The organism is Paenibacillus azoreducens, from assembly GCF_021654775.1.
Lineage (GTDB): Bacteria > Bacillota > Bacilli > Paenibacillales > Paenibacillaceae > Paenibacillus_AQ > Paenibacillus_AQ azoreducens.
This window is the reverse complement of sequence record NZ_AP025343.1, coordinates 4,115,620-4,130,540: the sequence shown is the minus strand read 5'-3', so window position 1 is coordinate 4,130,540 and position 14,921 is coordinate 4,115,620. Positions and strand designations below refer to the sequence as shown.

Sequence of the window (14,921 nt, the reverse complement as noted above, 5' to 3'; positions counted from 1 at the left end):
TAAAGGTTCAAGGGGGATTTATATGTCGTTTTCGATGGAAGTAGCAAGTCCGGAAGAAATTAAAGCAGCAATCGAAGAGGAAGTGAAGCCGGTGCCCGAGGAGGTCGCCAAGCTGCAAGAGCTTGCGGATTCCAATGTCTCGGCCATTATGGAGCTTGATATCGATTCGCTTGAGAAGAGAAAAGAAATTTTGCAATCCATCGATAATTTTGGCCTGAACACCATGCGAATGTCCTCGGACAAAAACAACATGCTCCAGGTTTCGGTAGGGCAGCTCTCCAAAACAGGCGACGAAGGCGGCCAGGTAGCCAAAGGTTTGGCTGAACTGCATACGCAGCTCAAAGATTTGGACCCGAGCATCATTGACTTTACCAAAACTGGACTTCTGGGCAAGCTGTTTAATCCGCTGCGTGCTTACTTCCTGAAATACGAAAAAGCGGACAGCGTGATTGCAGATGTGGTCGTTTCCCTGGACAAAGGGAAGCAGACGCTGAAGAACGACAATACTACGCTGGAGATTGAACAGCAAACGCTCCGCGATTTGACGAAAAAGCTGCAAAAGGAAATTCAGCTTGGCGGCATGATGGATGCATCGATCGAAGCGCAAATTGATGCTGCCAAGGCGCGTAACGAAGATCCGGACAAAATCCGTTTTATTACCGAAGAAGTGCTGTTTCCGCTGCGTCAGCGCGTGATGGATCTGCAGCAGATGCTGGTCGTGAACCAGCAGGGGATTATGGCCATCGAAGTCGTCATCCGCAATAACAAGGAACTGATTCGCGGGGTAGACCGGGCGAAAAACGTTACGGTCTCGGCGCTTAAGATTGCCGTTACGGTTGCGAGTGCGTTGTATAATCAAAAGATCGTGCTCAAGAAAATTGAATTGCTGAACCAGACGTCCAACGAGCTGATTGCCGGTACCTCCCGAATGCTGAAAAACCAGGGGGCTGAGATTCAAAAACAAGCGCTTGAGGCAAGTATCTCGGTGGATACGATGAAGCAGGCATTTTCGGATGTGCTGTCGGCACTGGATTCCATTAGCACCTACAAGCAGGAAGCTCTGCCGAAAATGCGCGATACGATTAATCAATTCCGCGAAATGGCGGATAATGGCGAGAGACAGATTCAAAGATTAGAAAAAGGACATAAGCTGGATATCTAAACAAGCATGCAAAACCCGCTTGTATCCGTTTAAGAAGCAACCGCCTTCAAACAGACATTAACTGTTTTGAAGGCGGTTGTTTTTTAGCATTATAGAATTTTAAAGTTTTTGGGGTGAGTATTAGCCAGTGAATTCCTGTACCCACTCATTGTTGTAAAATGCGATCCCGATTTTAGTATAGCTTTTATTCAGGATGTTTGCTTTATGTCCAGGGCTGTTCATCCAATCTTTCATCACCTGGCTTGGAGATGTTTGACCTTTGGCGATGTTTTCACCAGCCGTATTATAACTTATCCCGTACTCCTTCATCATATCGAACGGGGAGCCGTGCGTAGGGGAGTTATGGTCAAAGTAATTGTTGTCATACATATCTTTTGCTTTGGCCATGGCCATGTTTGATAATTCATCGTTCATGCTTAGAGCGTTTAATCCGGCATTAGATCTTTCCTTATTCACGAGGTCCAACACCTGCTGGGCGAATTGGGAGGAATCTTTGCCGCTGGCCGGCGTTTGTCCTGTAGTACCCGCAGGGGTTTTTGTTGGCGTACCCGTTGGCGTGCCAGTAGGCGTCCCGGTTGGTGTTCCAGTAGGCGTACCCGTTGGTGTTCCTGTCGGTGTTCCGGTAGGTGTACCCGATGGTGTTCCTGTAGGTGTTCCTGTAGGCGTTCCTGTTGGTGTTCCCGTTGGTGTTCCGGTAGGTGTTCCCGTCGGCGTTCGACCTCCCGGCGCTTGGATCAAGTCAAGCAAATCCGCTGGAAGATCTTGTGCGCTTTTGGCGGACATGGAATGCCGGCTCCATTTGGTCGATGTGGAAGAAGCTTGCGTTACGATGGCAGGCGGAACTGTCGAATGGGTCCTATAGGTATGGGTATGAATTTTTGTGTCATGGGTTACCTGCTTTGGTGTCACATTGTTAGCGGCATGATAGGTATTACATCCCGCTACCAAGATGAATGCCGCCAATGCGATATATCTGATTCTGCTCATATGCTATCCTCCAGGTCGATTCATTATATTTGAAGTTTACCGGATTTATCATTTCCTGCAGTCAGCTTGTCTATTCTTCGTTTTCAATTTTGATCATTAAAACATAAACCACATCGTCTGGTCAGCTGGCGTCCAGAGCAATAAGTCATCAAAAGAAGAGAATTCGGTCATGAAACTGGTAGCCGGGGCATCTTTTTGCCGTTTATAATCGTCGCGTAAGCATGCATACAAAAAGAGAGGGGGAGACCTAGGCCTCAAAAATGAAAGGAGTTATGGCCTTTCACGGATTGACCATTCCTAAATCAAAGGTGGTTTTGTTATGAGGACAAAGATGATAAAAAAACGGATGAGCACCGTATTGAGCGCACTGCTTCTGACGTTTCTGTCCGTGCCTCTCACCGCGTTTGCTGCTGCGGATGTCAGCATCAACTGGAATGACGTGAAACAGGAGATTGACGGTTTCGGGGTCTCGCAGGCCGGGTGGTCCGGCGCGATTTATGATTTGCAGGAACCGGCTAGAAGTCAAGTGATGGATTTATTATTTACACCGGATACCGGGATCGGACTTTCGATTCTCCGCGGCGCTTTATTCACTGAATACAACCCCGCGCCGGGCCAATTTGATTTCACGGCAAGACCGGACCAACTTTGGGTCATGCAGCAGGCCAAGGCGAGGGGTGTCGACAAGTTGATGGCAAGTACCTGGAGCCCGCCGGCCTGGATGAAAACCAATAACTCCACCACGCATGGCGGATATCTGAAGCGGGAAAACTACGGTGATTACGCGCTTCTCATGTCCAAATTCATCAAGGAGTATAAGCAGCAATTCGGTCTTGACCTATACGCTGTCTCCATTGCCAATGAACCTAACTCCATGACCTTTTTATCTTGGGATTCATGCGAATGGAACTCAACGAATTTTCAGGTGTTTCTAAAAGATTATTTGAAGCAGGCCATGATCAATGAAGGAGCAGCTTCGACCAAAGTGATCGCCGGCGAATCATCTTGGTGGTCCGAAGATTTGATCAAGGATTCGTTAAATGATCCGGCCTCGGCCGAGAGACTTGATATTGTTGCCGGCCATAATTACCCGATCCCGATCATTAATACGGAGCTTCCGACAACGCCGTTCGCAACGTCCGTATCCAAAGGTAAAAAAGTATGGATGACCGAAGTCTCTAAGGTAGATTCCTATGATCCTGGCATGGACTCTGGTCTCAAATTCGCCAAACAAACCCATGACTTCATGACGAAGGCGGGCGTCAATGCCTGGATGTACTGGACGGGGGCGATCCCTGGGGACAATGATGAAGGATTGATAAATGTCGATAAAAATACCAGCACCTACAAAATGACGAAACGTTATTATACTTTCGGAAATTTCAGCAAATTCATCAAACCGGGATATGTACGGATTGGAGCGACAGAGAACCCTAAAGCAAGCGTATATACTTCAGCTTACAAGGATCCGGCTACAGGCAAGTTTACGATCGTAGCGATCAACAACGGCGACTCTACCGCAGAAGTCAACCTGGTGCCTAACGGCTTTACGGCCGGTTCGTTAACGCCTTATACCACCAATGACCAACTGAATTTGGCCCAGGGACCTGCTGTATCTTCGACCAACGGCAAATTTCAAACCGTTATCCCTCCCAAAAGCGTCGTTACTTTCGTCGGCCAAAACGGATCGGCGCCAACTCCTCAAGAACAAACCCTCAACGATGATTTGAATGACTGGTCCAAAACATTTTCCCATACGAACGGTCTTGTAATGGATTCCACCAACAGCGGATACTTCAATGGTGATACATCCAGGGTTAAACGCCTTGACGGCACAACGGAAAGCTTTATTTATAATCTCCCGAACATCACTTCGTTCAAAGCGGATCTGTACCAATTTAATGTTTGGGATGGCGTAGCATTTTACGTTTCCTCCGACCAAGAACATTGGACCCAATTAGCTCATACGAGTACACCGGGCATCTATACCGGGAGTCAGTGGTACAAAAAGACATATTTCTCTACGGAATTGCCGCCGGCAGGAACCCAGTATCTGAAGGTTGAACTATCGGGGAGCGATTCTTGGGAAAAGCAGGTGGCACAAATGACCATCAATTACTTATCTTGATGATGGATTGTTGTAAATGGGGAGGGCATGCGTAAATGCATGCTCTCTTTTGTTATTTTTCGGTGGAATCCCGGATTGTCAAAGCAGCGAACGCTTTTCCTTGATCACTAATGAAATAAAATCGCGGACAAACCCTTCAAGCTCATTTTGTTGATGGGAACAAAGCACGATTTCATGGGTCAACGGCTCTCCTTCAACGTTTACCATAACAAGTTCTCCGCGCCGGATATACTGGCTTGCAACGAGGGAAGAAACATAGCTAACCCCATAGCCGGCAACCACAGCCTGAATCGTTTCGTTTAGACCATTAAATTGCAGTTCTATGTTTGGCGGACTCATCTGATGGATGCGGCATAATTCCAAAAGCCTCTTTCTCGTTGTACTTCCTTCTTCCCGCATAATAAACGGCTCCTGCATCATCTCTTCCATAGAAACGATCTTTTCCGCATACTTGTGATTTGGAGCCGACACGAATATGAACTCGTCCCTATAAAGTGCTGTGCAGTGAAGGAAATGTGAATCATGCTTGGATATTTCACTATTGCCGATGATGGCGACATCCGCTTCATAATTCATCAATTTATCAAGTGCCAGCTGCGAATTGACTGTCGATATTTGCACTTCCACTTCGGGATTTTGCTGTTTGAACAATGAAGCCCATTTGGGGATCAGCACGCTTGTTGCCAGATAGTTGCCCGTGATCCGCAATTTCCCTTTGGGATGACGATGATAATCTTCGATCATGATTTCGATTTGCTCCGCCAATTGGAATAAATGCTCGGCGGGTTTTAACAGCTTTTGGCCAAATGGGGTCAGGACAAGGTTCCTGCCTTTTTTTTCGAATAAAAGCACTTGATACTGCTTCTCAAAGCTTCGAATTTGGGCTGAAATGGCGGGTTGGCTGATATTCAGTCTTTTGGAAGCTTCCGTGACACTGCCGGCAAGGGCGACATGATAAAACAACATCAAAGCATGCAGATTAATCGACAATTCCATCACCATCCATATATTTTATAGATATATTATGCAAAACATATATTTTTATTTTATACATAACGGCTATATACTTCAACTGAACACGAAAAGGAGGATGCAAAATGACAAAAACTACATTATATCTGGTTCGGCACGGTCAAACGGAATGGAACTTGGAACAGAAGCTGCAGGGCCATATGGATTCGCCTTTAACTCTCGATGGCAGATCACAAGCGGCTAGTTTGCGGGAACGGCTGAAAAATGCGCGGTTTGACGGTGTTTTTTCAAGTACCAGCCCGAGAGCCGTCATGACAGCCCAAATCGTTTCAGATTGGCAGGAGGGGAGCATTCAGCAGCTTGATGATTTGAAGGAGATCCATATGGGGCTTTGGGAAGGACAAAGCATATCCAAAATACAAAGAGACTACCCCGATCAAATGAAACATTTTATCGAAGAGCCTCATTTATACCGGCCGACAGGCACGGGAGAAACATATCAGGAGTTATTAAAGCGGGCGGTGCGCAGCATTGAAGGCATCATTTCTTCCTGTAACGGTGGAACCGTTCTTATCGTAACCCACCGAATGACTTTGAAAACGATTATGAACTACTACTCCGGCAAAACACTGGAAGAGATGAGAGCAGTGGCAGACATTCCCCCGGCGAGTTTAAGCAAAATTTCGATCCATGATAGTCATCCGTGTATTGAGCTGTATGGCGATACCACGCATTATGAAATGCTGGCAAAGGCGTAAGCAAGAGGAGAAGCGATGAATATTGCCAAGAGAGGAACGATGTTTTCTTATATCATGGCTTTTGCATTGATCACCATGATGGTGGTGGCCTGCGTTCTCTTTGATAATCATGAGTTCATCCTTCCGGAAATTGCCGCCATGGTCATTGCCATGTGGGTATACCGGGATCCGAATTGGCTCAGGTGCCCCCTTCATATATGCTTTGCCCCGACGGCTACTTCCGTTATTGGATTGACGGTAAATCATCTGCATTTCGCCTATCTCTGCAAAGCAGGCATCGCATTTGCATGCATTATGATCTTTCTACGCCTGATTCAGTCGAATTTCGCTCCGTCTTTGGCCACGGGTCTGCTTCCATTGATCACAAATGCGCATGATTGGAAGCTTGTCTTGATCGTCTTTATATCTACCTTTACGCTCATGCTTGTCGTGCTTGTATTCCGCATGAATGCAGGACTTGATAAGAGAGTGGAGATCCGCTATAAATACAGCTTTGTTTTTCTGGCGCTAATCTTATTTTGGATGGGGATCTGCTGGGCGGCGGGTTTTGAACAAGCGGCGGTAATTCCGCCCATCATTGTGGTTGCCTACGAGTCGCTGCAAAAACCCAATTACGGCGGAAAGGCAGCGCTGAAGCAAGGTATTGCATTAACGGTATCCGCGACCGTTGGCACGCTGCTGTTTTTTGGCCTGAATTCTTGGATTATGGTCACTCTGCTCAGTTTATTTTTCATGTTGATAATGGAATGGATCATGAAGATACGCATGCCCGCCATTTACGCTTTCCCGCTGCTCCCGTTCATCTTCCCTCCGGATGTTGTACCCGCACTTCCGCTTGCAACTCTCATCACCAGCCTGTTTGTGTTTACCTTTGTGACCATTTATAAAAAAATGGAGGGCTTGGCGCGTGATCGGGCAGAGAATACAGAGGTTTCGATGTAAAAAAGAAAAAGCCCTTTATCCGCTTTTATGGGAAATCGTTAATTGTCAATAGATGAATATCCCATTTTTCGTTTGTTTGCATATCCTGTAAGCATAAAGGGAGAGGAAGTGAGGATTTGGCAAAGCTATCTTTGGAAACGGCAAAACGCCTGTTGGCTGTGGCCGAACAAAAATCCAGGCAAATGGGGCTTGCAAGCAATATTGCTATTGTGGATGATGGAGGAAATTTGATCGCATTTCAGCGGATGGATCATGCCCGGATTGCCGGGATTCGCATATCCCAAGATAAGGCCTGGACCAGTGTGAGCATGCAGATGCCAACGACGAATCTGACGCAAGCCGCACAGCCGGGAGGGCCTTCTTTCGGAATTAACACGACCAATCACGGCAGAATCGTCATTCTCGGCGGGGGGATACCATTAAAGAAAGGCGACCATATCGTAGGCGGAATTGGAGTCAGCGGTGGAACCAGCGTGCAAGACGCCGAAGTTGCTAATAGCGCGGTGCAGGCCTTTGAAGCGATGCACGAGAACCCTAATCCGAACATCAATGCCCGAATCGGCAATGTGCGATTCTAAGTTTAAATCTGATGTTGAGTTGAAAAATGCAAGGACCGCCACATAAAGGCGGTCCTTTTGTCTGTCAATGAATATGTGAAGAAGGATTAAACCATCAATAAAGTTTCATTAGCTGTCATCAAATGACCGTCGTTCCGCGCGGTCAAATGGTTAAGCTCCGATATCGGCAGACGAAGACGATCGGAACGGATGTGCCGGCGCTGGGCCAGGAGCCACTTGAGCGGCGCCGGATTGGGTTCAGACAACAAAAACTCAATGAGCGGGAGCAGTTGATCGAATGCCTGATGCGACGCTTCGATGCTTCCGGCTTGAAATAATTCGTAAACCTGTACAAATTGGTCACTGTCCAAATTGGCGCCAGCCAGAATTCCGCCCTGGGCTCCGCAGCACAGGGAGGCGAAAAATAGCTCATCCTCTCCGCACAGGACCGGCTTGGACATAGAACGGGAAAGTTTAAAAACATGGCTGAGGTTGCCGGTGCTTTCTCTCAGCCCGATAACGTGATCCATTTCCATAATACTCCTGATGGTGCCGAGGTCGAGGGAACCTCTGCCGGGATGGGGAAGATCGCAAAGAACTATCGGAAGTTCAGCTTCGGCTAAGGCCCGAAAATGCTGAATAATGCCCTTATCAGAATAAGAGTCAAGCGGAGTGACAACAAGCGCAGCATCGGCGCCAAGGGCTTTGGCTTGAGCTGTTCTTTTCACAGTTGAGGAGGTCTTATTCGAACCTGTTCCAACAATCAGCGGAATGGCGCGGGTTGCATCGATGGCTTGCCGGGCTGTCATGATCAGGGCTTCGAGTTCCCCGGAATCCATTAGCGGCGTTTCTCCGATGGTTCCGTTTACGATCAATCCATGTATTCCTTTGCCCACCAAACGCCGGGTCAGTTCATCGAAGGATCTAATATCCAAGTTCCGGTTTTTATCAAAAGGCGTCACGACAGGGACAAAAACACCGTTTAGGGACTGTGATGTCAGCATAGTTTTCAACTCCATTCCTAAGTTGTCGAAAAAACTGTGACTAAATATATAGCTTTTTTTCAAAAATGTAACCAGCCAATTGGGACGGAAATTGGGTCAACCGCTTCAAATTTTAAATTGGTTGGTTTGCGAAAATTGTGAATGGATGGTTACGGGCTCGTGGATACCCGTTATATTCGACTTTGACTTCAGGAGAGGAGACGGGGGGACCCAACCACGAAAACGAATAACGGAAAGGACTATTTAATCATGAATCATCACAATACACCGTTATTTACGGCATTAATGCAGCATGCGGAAAGCGATCCGGTGCAGTTCCATATTCCGGGGCATAAAAAAGGAGCGGGAGCGGATCCGCAGTTCCGAAGTTTTATTGGGGATAACGCGTTATCCATAGACCTCATTAACATCGTTCCATTGGATGACCTCCATCAACCGGCAGGAGTTATCCAGGAGGCCGAACAACTTGCAGCTGACGCTTTTGCCGCGGATTACACGCTTTTTTCCGTCCAAGGAACGACGGGAGCCATCATGACCATGATCATGTCGGTTTGTTCTCCCGGAGATCGGATCATTCTTCCCCGGAACGCCCACAAATCCATTATGTCAGCCGTCATTTTCGCTGGCGCGGTTCCCGTATGGGTCAATCCGGAAAAGGATGACCAGCTTGGCATCGATCACGGGGTTACATTAAGTTCGGTTCGGCAAGCCTTGAAAAACAATCCATCGGCAAAAGCGGTCCTTCTGATCAATCCAACCTATTACGGGACAAGCGTAAATTTACTTGACATGGTTGAGATGATCCACAGTTACGGCATCCCGGTTTTGGTCGATGAGGCGCATGGAACCCTGCTTCATTTTCACGACGATTTGCCGATGTCGGCCATGCAGGCAGGGGCGGATATGGCCGCAACCAGCGTCCATAAGTTGGGTGGATCCATGACGCAAAGCTCGGTTCTGAATGTCCAGGGAGACCTGGTGGACATCCGGAGGGTTCGCACATTTATGAGCATGCTTACGACAACCTCGACTTCATATCTGCTGCTTGCTTCATTGGACACAGCCCGCAGACAGCTTGCTCTTCATGGAAAAGCATTAGCTGAACAGACCATTCGTCTGGCTGCTGATACACGGCGGCAAATTAACGGGATTTCGGGCATGTATTGTTTTGGCGAGGAAATCTGCGGCGAATCGGGCGTGTTCGCTTATGATCCAACCAAGCTCTGTATTCATCTCGGCGGACTGGATATCTCGGGCTTCGCTGCTGAACAATGGCTGCGGCAGCACCATAAGATCGAGGTGGAGCTCAGCGACTTGAAAAATATTTTATGTCTGGTCACTCTGGGCGACACGGAGCGGGAAACCGGTCTGCTGTTAAAGGCATTACGTCACTTGTCAGAGACATTTAAGAGCCGGGAAAATAAATCTTCTCAAGAGCCTGCTGCTGTCCCTGATTTTTCTTCTTTCTCTTTAACGCCGAGAGAAGCCTTCTATGCATCTGCGGAAAGCGTGGAGTTACGGGAATCCTGCGGCAGGGTCATCTCCGAATTTGTTTATGTATATCCTCCGGGCATCCCGATCCTGGTGCCGGGCCAGCTCATTACTCCGGAGATTGTGGATTATATCCAGCAGCATATCGAGGTTGGGCTCCCTGTAAAAGGGCCGGAAGATCCCGATATCCACAAACTCAGGGTCGTTGCTGTTCCTGAGCGGACAGCAGCCCAATAATTTGCGCTCATGATGAAGACAGAAAAGGGGATGATGCAGTTGAAATCGACCCGTTATCGGATCCTGGCGTGGGCCTCATTTATCGGTATGTTTATTGTCCTGATCGCCGGCGCGATCGTGACCCAGACGGATTCGGGAAGAGGCTGCGGAAGCGACTGGCCGCTCTGCAACGGCAAGTTTATTCCGGCTTACACGCTGGAGTCCATGATCGAATATTCGCACCGGATGATCACTGGTGTAGTCGGCCTGCTGGTAACCATTACGTTTTTTTGCACTTGGCGGTACCGTAAGCTGTATCGTGAAGCTTTCGCGTATGCGTCCGGCACGCTTATCTTTACAATCATTCAAGCGCTGATGGGCGCTGCAGCCGTGATGTGGCCGCAGCAGCCGGCCGTCTTGGCGCTCCATTTCGGCATATCCCTGCTTGCCGTTGCCAGCAGCATGCTGCTGGTGGTTTGGCTTCACCGATCGCGTAAGCTTACCCCACCGCCTGTGCAATCCACGCCTGGTCTTGCCGTTTTCGCTTGGTTTATCTGGCTGTTTTGCTACGTGGTCGTTTATCTAGGGGCTTATATCCGGCATTTAAAGGTCGGGGGAGGCTGCCGCGGTTGGCCTTTGTGCAACGGAAAAATCATTCCCGATTTCACCAAGGCGTCAGAGGTGGTGTTTGCCCATCGGTTAGCAGCTATCGTATTGCTAATTCTCATTTTCGTTTGGTTCATCAAAATGCGCCGGTTTGAATCGCGCAGTAACATACACGTTATGAGCAAAGCAGCAGCGTATACGTTGTTCTGCGTCATTTTGCAAATCGTAAGCGGCGGCTGGCTCACGACTACATTTCAGAACGCAAACGAGTTCTTTTTTGCCAGTCTCGTTCATAACACGCTGGTCACCATTTTGTTCAGCCTCTTGACGGATAACGCCATCCGTTCCTGGAAGCATCGCAGGAAGTAAGCAGGCCGCTTAATCCTGGTGTCCAGATAGAAATTGTATGTAAGAAAGTCGATACAAGGAGTGAGAAAACATGAAACTGCCCAAAAAGCTGCGATGGCTGGCCAGCTTATCCATGCTGGTTTGCCTGCTGCTGGCCTCCACCGGATGTTCGGAAAAAATCATTGTACTGAATCCCAAGGGGCCGATTGCTGAACATCAGCGGGATTTGATGCTGATTTCCACCGTGCTTGGCTGTTTGGTCATTATTCCTGTGCTTATTCTAACGGCCTTTATCATTTGGCGGTATCGGGATAAGCCGGGCAGAAAAGCAAGTTATTCGCCTAATTGGGCTCACAGCACCAAACTGGAATTGATATGGTGGGGGATTCCGATCATCATTATAGCAACGCTTGGAGTGATTACCGCCCACGCGACGTACGCTTTGGAGCCTTCCAAACCGCTGGAGTCAAATGTCAAGCCGATCACGGTGCAAGTGACGTCGCTCAACTGGAAATGGCTGTTTCAATACCCTGAACAGGGAATTGCGACCGTCAATGAATTAAAAATTCCTCAAGGCGTCCCTATCCGTTTCGAGGTTACGGCCGATTCTCCGATGAATTCCTTCTGGATTCCGCAGCTTGGGGGACAAATCTATGCCATGTCCGGCATGGCCATGACGCTTTACCTGCAGGCGGATGAGCAAGGGAAATATTGGGGATCAGGGGCCAATTTTACCGGAAAAGACTTTGCCAAAATGTATTTTGACGTCGATGCCGTTGGGACGGATGAATTCGACCAATGGGTCAAACAAGTTAAGGCAGACTCGCCCGAACTAACACTGGACGGATACAAGGAGTTGGCGCAGCCTTCGACCCTGAAGACCCAAACGTATTCCGCCTTTCCGAAAGGATTGTTTGAAATGACCGTGACCAAATATGCGTCATCTCATCATCATGGTTTGTCCCAGAAAGAGATGAAAGACATGCCTGCATCGCATGACCCGGGTTCGACTCATGAAGATATGCCGGCATCGCACGACCACGGTTCGACTGATGAAGATATGTCCGAGTCACACGACCACGGCTCGACTGATGAAGATATGCCCGGAATGGATATGGGCGATTCATAGGAAAGGAGAGAGGAAAGCATGTTCGATCAAATCAAAGAGTTCGCTTCAGGCTTTTTTGTTACGGGCGATCCATTGATATACGGGGCAGATGTCAGCATTCTGCTGGTCACGGCAGCCATTATATTCACGTTGACGTATTTCAAAAAATGGCGGTGGCTTTGGAGAGAATGGCTGACCAGCGTCGATCATAAAAAAATAGGCATTATGTATATTCTTGCGGCGTTTCTCATGATGTTCCGGGGCGGGGTTGACGCCCTCTTGATGCGTGCCCAGCTTGCTATTCCAGGCGCCGATTTCTTGCAGCCGGATCACTATAACGAAGTTTTCACGACTCATGGCGTCATCATGATTCTGTTTATGGCGATGCCGTTTATGTTCGGTTTGTTTAATATCATCGTACCGCTGCAGATCGGGGCAAGAGACGTGGCGTATCCGATTCTGAATTCGCTTAGTTTCTGGCTGTTTTTTGCCGGTGCCATGCTGTTCAACTTGTCGTTTGTTATCGGCGGCTCCCCGGACGCCGGCTGGCTTGCCTATCCGCCTTATTCGGAGCTGATGTATAATCCCGGCGTAGGTCAGGATTTCTACATCTGGGGCATTCAAATATCCGGGATCGGGAGCTTGATGACGGGCATTAACTTCCTTGTGACGATTCTAAAAATGCGGGCTCCGGGAATGAAGCTGATGAAAATGCCATTGTTTCCCTGGTCCGTATTGTCCAGCTGCATAGCCATCATTTTCTCGTTCCCGATTTTGACGGCAACGCTTGCGCTGCTGTTTCTGGACCGCTATGCGGGCGCGCACTTCTTTACGCTCGACGGCGGCGGGAACCCGATGATGTACATCAATTTGATTTGGATGTGGGGGCATCCGGAGGTCTATATTATCGTGCTCCCTGCATTTGGTATCTTTTCCGAAATCGTATCGACCTTTTCACGCAAAAAACTGTTCGGATACCAATCGATGGTGTACGCCATGATCATTATCAGCGTTTTGTCGTTTCTCGTCTGGGCGCATCATTTCTTTACCATGGGTTCGGGTGCGGGCGTGAACACATTCTTCGCTCTATCGACGATGCTGATCGCGATTCCGACGGGCGTCAAAGTGTTCAACTGGCTGTTTACGATGTTCCGCGGAAGGATCACGGTCAAAACGCCGATGCTCTGGACGATCGGTTTCATTCCCTGCTTTATCGTCGGGGGGCTTACCGGGGTGCTTTTATCGGTAGCGCCTGCAGATTTCCAGTTCCATAACAGCTACTTTTTGATCGCGCATTTTCACCAGGTTATTATCGGCGGCGTTATATTCGGCTATTTTGCGGGACTTTATTATTGGTGGCCGAAAATGTTTGGTTTTACCTTAAACGAACATATTGGAAAATGGGCCTTCTGGTTTTGGAATATCGGGTTCTATGCATGTTTTATGCCGCAATACGTGCTCGGTTTGATGGGCATGACGCGGCGGGTCGTCTCGTACGGCTGGGACAAAGGCTGGTGGCCTTTAAACTTCGTCTCGACCATTGGCGCTGCATTGATGGGGATCGCTTTTGTGCTTCAAGTTTGGCAAATTATCCACGGCGTGAAGCATTACCGCAAAAATTTGGATACGACAGGAGATCCGTGGGACGGACGTACTCTCGAATGGTCGATTCCTTCGCCTGCGCCGCACTACAATTTTGCGGTTCTGCCGCAGGTTGAGGAACTGGATGATTGGTGGGAGAAGAAGCAGCGCGGAGTGCATAAACAATTGAATAACATCGCTGAAGAAAAGCTGGAACCGATCCATATGCCTAAAAACTCAGGGATGCCGATCATTATGGCAGGCTGCTGGTTCTTGGCGGGCTTCGGCTTCGTTTTCCACTGGTTATGGCTTACGATTCCGGGACTTGCCGGGGTTGCGATTTGCATGCTTGCCCATTCGTTCAACTACGATACGGATTACTATATCCCTGTCAAAGAAATCAAGGAGACGGAAGCGGCTCTAAGGAAGGTGACTATTTCATGAATCCATCCAGCCTAAAAGCGAAACAGCTGCATCAGACGGACTCCGGTCACAGTCATCCCGATATGGAAGAGATGCGCACGTTCGGGTTTTGGATTTACTTGATGACCGATATTATGATTTTCGGCACATTTTTTGCGACATATATCGTTCTGCGGCATAATACGAATGGCGGCCCGGGGCCAGCCGATCTTTTTGATCTTAATGGTGTGATCCTGAGTACCTTTTTGCTCTTGACCAGCAGCTATACCTGCGGTTTAGCGGTTCTGGCCATGAATAAAGGGAAAAAACAGGCTTTGATTGGCTGGCTTGCCGTTACCGCGATTCTAGGCGCGATTTTTATCGGGCTTGAGATCAACGAATTTGCCCATATGGTCCATGAAGGAGCAACGATCAGCCGCAGCGCGTTTTTATCGGCATTCTACACGCTGGTCGGCACGCATGGTCTGCATGTGACGATCGGACTCGTCTGGATGATCGCATTGATGATTCAGCTATCTTCCAAAGGAATTACGCCGGTAACGAAACGCAAGGTGAATGTGATCAGCTTGTTCTGGCACTTTTTGGACGTCGTCTGGATTTTCGTATTTACGGTTGTTTATTTGATGGGGGTGAACTGA

At 48.4% G+C, this 14,921-nt stretch carries 13 protein-coding genes; 10 read left to right on the top strand and 3 right to left on the bottom strand.

Going from position 1 to position 14,921, the window contains the following annotated elements; genetic code table 11:
- The first annotated feature begins 22 nt into the window (after positions 1 to 22).
- Positions 23 to 1,162 (top strand): toxic anion resistance protein, encoded by a 1,140-nt coding sequence (locus tag L6442_RS18210; RefSeq protein ID WP_212976519.1) that lies wholly within the window; start codon positions 23 to 25, stop codon positions 1,160 to 1,162.
- Positions 1,163 to 1,282: 120 nt separating this feature from the next.
- On the opposite strand, the gene L6442_RS18205 is transcribed toward L6442_RS18210, so the two are convergent.
- Positions 1,283 to 2,149, bottom strand: a complete 867-nt coding sequence (locus tag L6442_RS18205; protein ID WP_212976518.1) for a CAP domain-containing protein — start codon at positions 2,147 to 2,149, stop codon at positions 1,283 to 1,285.
- A 319-nt stretch (positions 2,150 to 2,468) separates the two neighbouring features.
- Between L6442_RS18205 and L6442_RS18200 the strand changes: the two genes are divergently transcribed.
- Positions 2,469 to 4,277, top strand: coding sequence for a glycoside hydrolase family 30 protein (locus L6442_RS18200; RefSeq protein ID WP_212976517.1), 1,809 nt, complete (start codon positions 2,469 to 2,471; stop codon positions 4,275 to 4,277).
- Between the two features lie 78 nt (positions 4,278 to 4,355).
- On the opposite strand, the gene L6442_RS18195 is transcribed toward L6442_RS18200, so the two are convergent.
- Positions 4,356 to 5,267, bottom strand: a complete 912-nt coding sequence (locus tag L6442_RS18195) for a LysR family transcriptional regulator (RefSeq protein WP_237099975.1) — start codon at positions 5,265 to 5,267, stop codon at positions 4,356 to 4,358.
- Positions 5,268 to 5,374: 107 nt separating this feature from the next.
- Here L6442_RS18195 and L6442_RS18190 point away from each other — a divergent pair, with 107 nt between their 5' ends.
- From L6442_RS18190 to L6442_RS18180, 3 genes are all read left to right on the top strand, one after another.
- Positions 5,375 to 6,007 carry a histidine phosphatase family protein gene (locus L6442_RS18190; RefSeq protein ID WP_212976516.1) on the top strand — a complete coding sequence of 211 codons (633 nt, stop codon included), beginning with the start codon at positions 5,375 to 5,377 and terminating at the stop codon, positions 6,005 to 6,007.
- Positions 6,008 to 6,022: 15 nt separating this feature from the next.
- Positions 6,023 to 6,949, top strand: a complete 927-nt coding sequence (locus L6442_RS18185; protein ID WP_212976515.1) for a hypothetical protein — start codon at positions 6,023 to 6,025, stop codon at positions 6,947 to 6,949.
- A 116-nt stretch (positions 6,950 to 7,065) separates the two neighbouring features.
- Positions 7,066 to 7,527, top strand: coding sequence for a GlcG/HbpS family heme-binding protein (locus L6442_RS18180; protein WP_212976514.1), 462 nt, complete (start codon positions 7,066 to 7,068; stop codon positions 7,525 to 7,527).
- An 86-nt stretch (positions 7,528 to 7,613) separates the two neighbouring features.
- Here the strand turns inward: L6442_RS18180 and L6442_RS18175 are convergent, their stop codons facing one another.
- Positions 7,614 to 8,510 carry a dihydrodipicolinate synthase family protein gene (locus tag L6442_RS18175; protein ID WP_212976513.1) on the bottom strand — a complete coding sequence of 299 codons (897 nt, stop codon included), beginning with the start codon at positions 8,508 to 8,510 and terminating at the stop codon, positions 7,614 to 7,616.
- 249 nt (positions 8,511 to 8,759) lie between these two features.
- Between L6442_RS18175 and L6442_RS18170 the strand changes: the two genes are divergently transcribed.
- From L6442_RS18170 to cyoC, 5 genes are all read left to right on the top strand, one after another.
- Complete coding sequence (locus L6442_RS18170; protein WP_212976512.1) at positions 8,760 to 10,238, top strand: aminotransferase class I/II-fold pyridoxal phosphate-dependent enzyme; 1,479 nt, start codon at positions 8,760 to 8,762, stop codon at positions 10,236 to 10,238.
- Between the two features lie 33 nt (positions 10,239 to 10,271).
- A complete protein-coding gene (locus L6442_RS18165) occupies positions 10,272 to 11,192 on the top strand; it encodes a COX15/CtaA family protein (protein ID WP_306436658.1) in 921 nt (306 codons plus the stop codon).
- 70 nt (positions 11,193 to 11,262) lie between these two features.
- Positions 11,263 to 12,300 (top strand): ubiquinol oxidase subunit II, encoded by a 1,038-nt coding sequence (gene cyoA, locus L6442_RS18160; protein WP_212976510.1) that lies wholly within the window; start codon positions 11,263 to 11,265, stop codon positions 12,298 to 12,300.
- Between the two features lie 18 nt (positions 12,301 to 12,318).
- On the top strand, positions 12,319 to 14,304 hold the full coding sequence (locus L6442_RS18155) for a cbb3-type cytochrome c oxidase subunit I (RefSeq protein WP_212976509.1): 1,986 nt from the start codon (positions 12,319 to 12,321) through the stop codon (positions 14,302 to 14,304).
- Entirely contained in the window at positions 14,301 to 14,921 is a 621-nt protein-coding gene (gene cyoC, locus L6442_RS18150; protein ID WP_212976508.1) for a cytochrome o ubiquinol oxidase subunit III, read from the top strand. The genes L6442_RS18155 and cyoC overlap by 4 nt, the downstream gene beginning before the upstream one ends.

Bases quoted from the DNA above. Each gene is read 5' to 3' on its own strand.
- L6442_RS18210 (WP_212976519.1), top strand. From the start codon at position 23: ATGTCGTTTTCGATGGAAGTAGCAAGTCCGGAAGAAATTAAAGCAGCA.
- L6442_RS18205 (WP_212976518.1), bottom strand. From the start codon at position 2,149: ATGAGCAGAATCAGATATATCGCATTGGCGGCATTCATCTTGGTAGCG.
- L6442_RS18200 (WP_212976517.1), top strand. From the start codon at position 2,469: ATGAGGACAAAGATGATAAAAAAACGGATGAGCACCGTATTGAGCGCA.
- L6442_RS18190 (WP_212976516.1), top strand. From the start codon at position 5,375: ATGACAAAAACTACATTATATCTGGTTCGGCACGGTCAAACGGAATGG.
- L6442_RS18185 (WP_212976515.1), top strand. From the start codon at position 6,023: ATGAATATTGCCAAGAGAGGAACGATGTTTTCTTATATCATGGCTTTT.
- L6442_RS18175 (WP_212976513.1), bottom strand. From the start codon at position 8,510: ATGCTGACATCACAGTCCCTAAACGGTGTTTTTGTCCCTGTCGTGACG.
- L6442_RS18170 (WP_212976512.1), top strand. From the start codon at position 8,760: ATGAATCATCACAATACACCGTTATTTACGGCATTAATGCAGCATGCG.
- L6442_RS18165 (WP_306436658.1), top strand. From the start codon at position 10,272: ATGCAGTTGAAATCGACCCGTTATCGGATCCTGGCGTGGGCCTCATTT.
- cyoA (WP_212976510.1), top strand. From the start codon at position 11,263: ATGAAACTGCCCAAAAAGCTGCGATGGCTGGCCAGCTTATCCATGCTG.
- L6442_RS18155 (WP_212976509.1), top strand. From the start codon at position 12,319: ATGTTCGATCAAATCAAAGAGTTCGCTTCAGGCTTTTTTGTTACGGGC.
- cyoC (WP_212976508.1), top strand. From the start codon at position 14,301: ATGAATCCATCCAGCCTAAAAGCGAAACAGCTGCATCAGACGGACTCC.